The organism is Streptomyces sp. LS1784, from assembly GCF_020103755.1.
In the GTDB taxonomy this organism is placed as follows: Bacteria; Actinomycetota; Actinomycetes; order Streptomycetales; family Streptomycetaceae; genus Kitasatospora.
Genome location: NZ_JAHSQD010000429.1, coordinates 1 through 7,012, shown reverse-complemented (window position 1 = coordinate 7,012; position 7,012 = coordinate 1). Strand labels below are relative to the sequence as shown.

Below are 7,012 nucleotides of genomic sequence, written 5' to 3'. Positions count from 1 at the left end.
CCGCCGGCGCCACCGCCCTGACCGGCCTGACGGCCGCCCAGGCGGCTGCCGCCCCGGCCCCCGCCGCCGGTGCCAGGCCCGGCACGCCGCTCACCGGCACCATCAAGGACGTCAAGCACGTCGTCGTCCTGATGCAGGAGAACCGTTCCTTCGACCACTACTTCGGCACCCTGGCCGGCGTCCGCGGCTTCGGCGACAAGCAGGCGCTCCAGTTCCCGGACGGCACCGACGTCTTCCGCCAGCCCGACAGCCGGCGCAGCGACGGCGGTGTGATGCTGCCGTACCGCATGGACACCGCCAAGTACAACGCGCAGAACGCCGGCGGCCTCCCGCACGACTGGGCCACCGGCCACCAGGCCATCAACAACGGTGCGATGAACAAGTGGATCGCCGCCAAGGGCGAGCGCACCATGGGCTACTTCACCCGGGACGACATCCCCTACCAGTACGCCCTGGCCGACGCGTTCACCGTCTGCGACGCCTACTTCACCTCGCTGGCCGGCCCGACCGACCCCAACCGGCTCTACCTGTGGACCGGCACCGCCGGCCCCGGCCGCGACGGCACCACCGGCCCGTGGATCGACAACACCCCGGTCACCGACAACCCCGTCGCCGACTGGACCACCTACGCCGAGCGCCTGGAGGCGGCCGGCGTCACCTGGCGCGTCTACCACAACCCCAGCAAGGACGACCGCACCGGCGACTACGACGACAACGCGCTCTCCTACTTCAAGCAGTTCCACAACTTCCCGCACGACGACCCGCGTTACATCAACGCGATGACCAAGTTCGACCCCACCGACTTCGACCGCCACTGCAAGGACGGCACCCTGCCGACCGTCTCCTGGCTGGTCGCGCCCTACCTGTTCTCCGAGCACCCGGAGGCCGGCCCGGCCTACGGGGCGCACTGGGTCGACCAGGCCCTGCAGTCGCTGATGTCCAACCCGGAGGTCTGGCGGCACACCGTCTTCCTGGTGATGTACGACGAGAACGACGGCTACTTCGACCACGTCGTCCCGCCCACTCCCGAGCCCGGCACCCCCGAGGAGTTCACCCAGGGACGGGCCATCGGCCTCGGCAACCGGGTGCCGCTCTGGGTCATCTCGCCGTGGTCGCGCGGCGGCTGGGTCAACTCCCAGGTCTTCGACCACACCTCGGTGCTGCGCTTCATGGAGCTGGTCACCGGGGTGGCCGAGCCCAACATCTCGGCCTGGCGCCGGGCCGTCTGCGGCGACCTCACCAGCTGCTTCGACTTCGCCGCCCCGGAGCACTCCGTCCCGGCGCTGCCCGACACCAAGGCCCTGATGGCCAGGGCCGACGCGGGCACCCGGCTGCCCGGCGTCGCGCTGCCACCGGTCGGTGCCCAGGCGATGCCGGTCCAGGAGCGCGGCGAGCGCCCGCACCGCCCGCTCCCGTACCAGCCATGGGCCGACGTCGAGGTGGACCGGAAGACCGGCAAGGTCACCTGCACGATGAGCAACGACGGCTCGGTGGCCTTCCCGTACACCGTCTACCCGAACATCCTGCTCCCGTTCGCCGGCACCCCGTACACCGTCGCCCCCGGCACCACCGCCCGGTACGTCTGGGACGCCGCCGCCACCAGCGGGCGCTACGACTTCACCGTTCACGGCCCGGACGGCTTCGTCCGCCGGTTCGCCGGCACCGTGGTCCGCGACGGGCAGGACGGCCAGAACGACATCGGCGTGCCGATCGTCACCGCCGACCTGCACGGCAACTCGAAGCTCACCCTCCAGGTGGCCAACGACGGGATGACCGACGTGGCCTTCACCGCCGCGCCCAACGACTTCGCGGGCACCGCGCAGACCGTCTGGGTCAGGCCCGGCAAGCAGGCCAACCTGACCTGGCCGCTGGACAAGCAGGGCCGCTACGACGTCGTCGTGACCGCCCACACCGGTCAGCGCTTCGTCCAGCGCTACGCGGGCTGGGTGCACTGACGCGACGCCGTCGGCACGGGGCCCGTCCTCGAACCCCCGACTGCGGGAGTTCGAGGACGGGCCCCGGGGCGCCGATCCGGTGATCCCCGGCCGTGGCTCGGCCGCCCCGTCGCAGCCCGCGGCTACCGTCGGGCGCATGCAGAAAATCACCACCTTCCTCTGGTTCGACGACCAGGCCGAAGAGGCCGCCGCCTTCTACACCACCCTGTTCCCGAACTCCCGGATCACCGGGACCACCCGCTACGGCGAGGCCGGCCCCGGCCCGGCCGGCTCGGTGATGACCGTCGAGTTCGAGCTCGCCGGCCGCGAGTACGTGGCGCTCAACGGCGGCCCCGAGTTCCACTTCACCGAGGCGATCTCGCTCCAGGTGGAGTGCGACGACCAGCGGGAGGTCGACGAACTCTGGGCCAAGCTCAGTGCCGACGGCGGCCAGGAGGGCCCGTGCGGCTGGCTCAAGGACCGCTACGGCCTCTCCTGGCAGATCACCCCGCGGGTGCTGCTCGACCTGATCGCCGACGAGGACCGGGCCAGGGCGAGCCGCGCGATGAAGGCCATGCTGCGGATGCAGAAGATCGAGATCCAGCCGCTGCTCGCCGCGGCCGAGGGGTGAGGCCGTGACCGTCTTCGGCCACCGCGGCATCACCTACCTGCGGGCCACCCCCGAGCGGGTCTGGCACGCGCTCACCAACGCCGACGAGTCCGGCCTCTACTGGGGCCACCGCAACGTCTCCACCTGGCTGCCCGGGGCGCCCTGGGAGCACCAGCGGGCCGACGGCTCCGGCATCGCCGACGTCATCGGCACCGTCGAGGCGGTCGACCGTCCGCACCGGCTGGTCACCACCTGGGCCGGGCCGCAGGAGCAGCGCGCCGGCTGGCCCTCCCGGGTCACCTTCGAGATCCAGGGCTGGCAGGACCTCACCCGGCTCACCGTCACCCACGAGAACCTCGCCGACGAGGCCGCGCGGGCGGACGCCGAACAGGGCTGGTCGGCGGTGCTCGCCAACCTCAAGACCTACCTGGAGACCGGCCACCCGCTGCCGCAGCAGCCCTGGCTGATGCCCTGACCCCGTGACCCTTGACCCCGTGACCCTTGACCTCGTGGCCCTGACCCCCTGACCTCCTGACTTCCGAAGCCCCGGCAGCGGCTTCGGAACGGCGCCCGGCCTACGCCGCCGGGCGCTCCGCCTTGACGGACGTCCGGTCGCCGCGGGCCCGCTCGCCGCGCACCAGGCGGCGCAGTCCGGCGTAGCGGGAGAAGCGCTCCCGGTTCGCCACCGAGGCCCGGTCCAGCTCCTCCATCAGCCGCCGACTGCGGTGCTCCAGGTCCAGCTCGTCCAGGATGCGGTCCACCTCGGCCAGTATCGAACCGTGCAGCTGCCAGGCCTCCGGGTGCTCCTGGACCCTGCGCAGCAGCACCTGGGCGACGTTCTCCCGGCAGGCCCAGGCCGCCGCCAGTTCGGAGGTCAGCCGCTCCTCCGCCTCCTCGGCGCTGCTGCTCACCTGGGTGGTCACCAGTACCGCGAAGCTCACCAGCGCGCCGCCGATGTGCGCCAGCAGCTCCTCCAGCCCCACCGCGACGTCCGGCGGGAAGAGCCGCTCGCCGGGCGCGCGCCGCTTGGCCAGGTCGGTCAGCGAGCGGGCCAGCACCCGGATCACGACGACGCAGATCTCCAGGGTGTCCAGCCCGGTGCGCAGCACCAGCCGGGACAGCAGCCCCTCGCTGATCCGCGGGTTGAACCGCAGGCTGTCCTCGGCCTGGCGCAGCGCCGCGTCCACGTCGGCGATCGCCTGGTCCAGCCGGCGGGCCTCGTGCAGCCGCTCGGCGGCCCGGGCGACCGGGGTGGGGCGGCCCAGCTCCTCGGAGATGTCGAGCAGCAGCTGGCGGGCGCGCCGGGCGAGGCCCTCGATGGACTCCCCGGCGGTGTCCACCCAGACCGGCGGCGCGAACAGCAGGTTGAACAGCAGGCCGGCAGCGGCGCCGATGAGCGTCTCCAGCACCCGGTCCCAGGCCTGCGAGGCCAGCTTGGTCACGCCCAGGATCAGCATCGCGCTGATCGCGACCTCCTGGACGAACTCCTCGACCCGGACGAACCGGCCGACGACCAGCGAGGCCAGGATGATCAGCCCCAGGCTCCACCAGGAGAGCCCGACCACGGCGCTGAACCCGATCGCGATCAGCACTCCGACCACCACCGAGGTGACCCGTCGGATGCTGGTCTTGAGCGTCGAGTAGACGGTGACCTGGACGACCAGCAGCGCGGTCAGCGGTGCCGTCAGCGGGGCGGGCTCGCTGCTCAGCTGCGTCGCCACCGCATAGGCGATGGTGGCCGCGACGGTGGCCCGGACGGTCTGGACCACGAAGGGTTCTCGGGCGCTGCGGCGGACCAGGTCCGCGAGTGTCTCCGAAGGAAGGGCCATGTCGCCCTTCTTTCCCCGCAGCCACCACTCACACCGCTCCCGGGGCCGTCCGGCCACCCGTACGACCGCATCGGGGCGGATCGGAACGGGCCGACGTGCCCGCTGAGGCGTGTCGGCCGGGCCCGCCTCAGTTCTCGCGGTTGAAGCGCAGCTTCCAGGGTGCCAGCGCGGACTCGACCTGGACGCCCATGCTCATCTTCGAGGCGCCCTCGATCCGCTCCTCGAAGCGGATCGGCACCTCGCGGATCGTCATGCCCTGCCTGACGACCCGGTAGTTCATCTCGACCTGGAACGAGTAGCCGTTGCTCCGGACGGTCGGCAGGTCGATGGCGCGCAGGGTGTCGGCCCGCCAGGCCTTGAAGCCGGCGGTGGCGTCCTTCACGCCGAGGCTGAGGATCGCGTTGACGTAGAGGTTCGCCCAGGCGGAGAGCGCCTTGCGGTGCCAGGGCCACTCCTCGGCGGTCGAGCCGCCGTCGACGTAGCGGGAGCCCAGCACCACGGCGGTGTCGTCGGCGAGCAGCGCCTCGACCATCGCGGGTATCGCCGAGGCCGGGTGGGAGAGGTCGGCGTCCATCTGCACCACGATGTCGGCGCCCTCGTCCAGGGCCTTGGCCATGCCGGCCAGGTAGGCGCGGCCGAGGCCGTCCTTCTCGGTGCGGTGCAGCACGCCCACGGTGCCGCCGGAGTCCGCGGCGAGCTTGTCGGCGATCTCGCCGGTGCCGTCGGGGGAGTTGTCGTCGACCACCAGCAGGTGCAGGTTGGGCACCGGAAGCTCCGCGAGCAGGCCCGCGAGGACCGGGAGGTTCTCCCGCTCGTTGTACGTGGGGACGACCACAACGACCTTGGGGGAGGCCTCGACCATGTTCTGTTTCCCTCGTGCCTCGCCGGCGGCACGTTGCCACACCGGTCGGATTTCCTGATGACCTGCGCTGGTTGAACCGTGTGAGTGTACCGGCGGAACGATGCGTCCCTCACCCCGGCCGGGGGCGGAAGTCCGTTCGACTGCGATCCGGTACCCGTGACGGGCCGCATCCGCCCGGAACGACGGCCCCGGGGAGTTCGGCTCCGCGGAGAACTCCGCCCCGCCGCCCACGGCCGGCTGAGCCGGGCCCGCTACGCCGTGCCGTAGACGCCGGCGAGGTTGTCCAGGGCCGGGCGGGTACGGCCGGCAGGGCCGGCGGCGAAGGCGCGCAGGACGTTCTCGGTGACCTGGCGGACCAGGTCCCCGGCGTGCGAGTCGATGCCGTGGTCGGCCCTGCCGCCGCCGGGGCCGCGGGCCTCCAGCGCCTCGACCCAGCGCATCGTCCCGGTGGAGAACACCCCGGCTCCGCTCGGCACCGTGTAGTAGGCGGTGTCGGAGTGGGAGTGGCGGCCCTCGCAGACCACCGGGGAGTGGGCGATCACCTCGATCGGGCGAGGGGTGGGGAAGCCGGTGTCCACCCGGTCGTACTCCACCCCGACCAGGTGCGGGAAGGACGCCCCCGCTGCGACGCCCGTCCCCTCGAAGGCCCAGTGCCCGGGCGAGGTGACCACGTACGGGGCGTCCACCGGGTAGCCGTCGTAGATGACGCCGAGCATCGAGCTCTCCGGGTCGGCGCCCGGGCCGACCCGGAAGTCGGTGGTCGCCGGGGCGCCCGACCGGTGGCCCGGGTCCTGTGCCCAGGCGTCCTTGTAGCAGACCACGGTGCGGTCCGGCCCGAGGTCGGTCGGCTCGAAGCGGACCCGACGGAAGCAGCAGTTGGCGCCCAGGACCGCCAGGTTGGTCCCGGCGTCGCGGGCCGCGACCACGTTGGCCCGCTGCTCGGGCGACCAGTACTCGTCGTGGCCCAGCGACAGGACGGCGCTCGCCCCGGCCAGCAGGCCGGGCTCGCGGGCGACGTCGATGCCGGTGGTGTAGGCGAGCGGCAGGCCGAGCCGTTCGGCGAGGGTGACCAGCGGCGCCTCGTAGACCAGGAACAGTCCGGCGCCGTGGTCGTAGTCGTACGGCCGGTCGAAGACGACCTTCAGCGAGCGGGTGGCCAGGCCGCCGGTCGGGCCGTTGTAGAGGCTGTAGCCACCCCACTCGTTGTAGGCCTGCCAGGTCGCCGGGGCGCTCATGACCACGGCCTTGCCGGCGGTGCTCGCCGAGCGGACGGTGAGCGGGACGTAGCGCCGGCCGGAGCCGTCCTCGGCGTCCAGACGCAGCAGGTAGGCGCCCTCGGGCCAGCCGGCGGTGTCCACCGCGAGGGTGCGCTGCCAGCCGGTCAGCACGGTGCGGGTCGCCGGGTCCACGTGCGGGGCGGCCTGCTTGCCACCGGGGACGTGCTCGCGGCGCCAGACCAGCCGGGCGCGGGCGCCGTCGTACCAGCCCATCCGATAGGCGGAGACGGTGAAGGCGGCGGCCGGGGTGGAGACGTGCAGGCCGAAGGTCTCGCCGGGCAGGACGCTGACCCGGTCGGCGAAGCCCTCGATGGCGCCGTCCGGGCCGGGGTCGGTGATCTCCCAGTCGGGGTTGCCGGGGAGGGAGCGCTCGCTCTTCGGACCGCTGTGCCCATCGGCGGCCGGGCCGACGGTGCCGGGGTCGCCGGGCGCGGAGCCGGCCGGCGCGGTGGACGGGTGCGGGGCGGCGGCCGGGTCCGGGTGACCGGGGCCGCAGGAGG

General features: G+C 72.8%; 6 protein-coding genes. 3 read left to right on the top strand and 3 right to left on the bottom strand.

Annotated elements, in window-relative coordinates; genetic code table 11:
- From KS423_RS33575 to KS423_RS33565, 3 genes are all read left to right on the top strand, one after another.
- Positions 1-1,955: phosphocholine-specific phospholipase C (locus KS423_RS33575; RefSeq protein WP_224283535.1), on the top strand; the 1,955-nt coding region annotated here is incomplete at its 5' end.
- Between the two features lie 136 nt (positions 1,956-2,091).
- Positions 2,092-2,565 carry a VOC family protein gene (locus KS423_RS33570; RefSeq protein WP_224283534.1) on the top strand — a complete coding sequence of 158 codons (474 nt, stop codon included), beginning with the start codon at positions 2,092-2,094 and terminating at the stop codon, positions 2,563-2,565.
- A 4-nt stretch (positions 2,566-2,569) separates the two neighbouring features.
- Complete coding sequence (locus KS423_RS33565; protein ID WP_224283533.1) at positions 2,570-3,019, top strand: SRPBCC domain-containing protein; 450 nt, start codon at positions 2,570-2,572, stop codon at positions 3,017-3,019.
- Between the two features lie 100 nt (positions 3,020-3,119).
- Here the strand turns inward: KS423_RS33565 and KS423_RS33560 are convergent, their stop codons facing one another.
- From KS423_RS33560 to KS423_RS33550, 3 genes are all read right to left on the bottom strand, one after another.
- Entirely contained in the window at positions 3,120-4,373 is a 1,254-nt protein-coding gene (locus KS423_RS33560) for an aromatic acid exporter family protein (protein ID WP_224283532.1), read from the bottom strand.
- A 127-nt stretch (positions 4,374-4,500) separates the two neighbouring features.
- Complete coding sequence (locus KS423_RS33555) at positions 4,501-5,235, bottom strand: polyprenol monophosphomannose synthase (protein WP_224283531.1); 735 nt, start codon at positions 5,233-5,235, stop codon at positions 4,501-4,503.
- Positions 5,236-5,486: 251 nt separating this feature from the next.
- On the bottom strand, positions 5,487-7,012 hold a 1,526-nt coding region (locus KS423_RS33550), incomplete at its 5' end, for a N,N-dimethylformamidase beta subunit family domain-containing protein (RefSeq protein WP_263455501.1).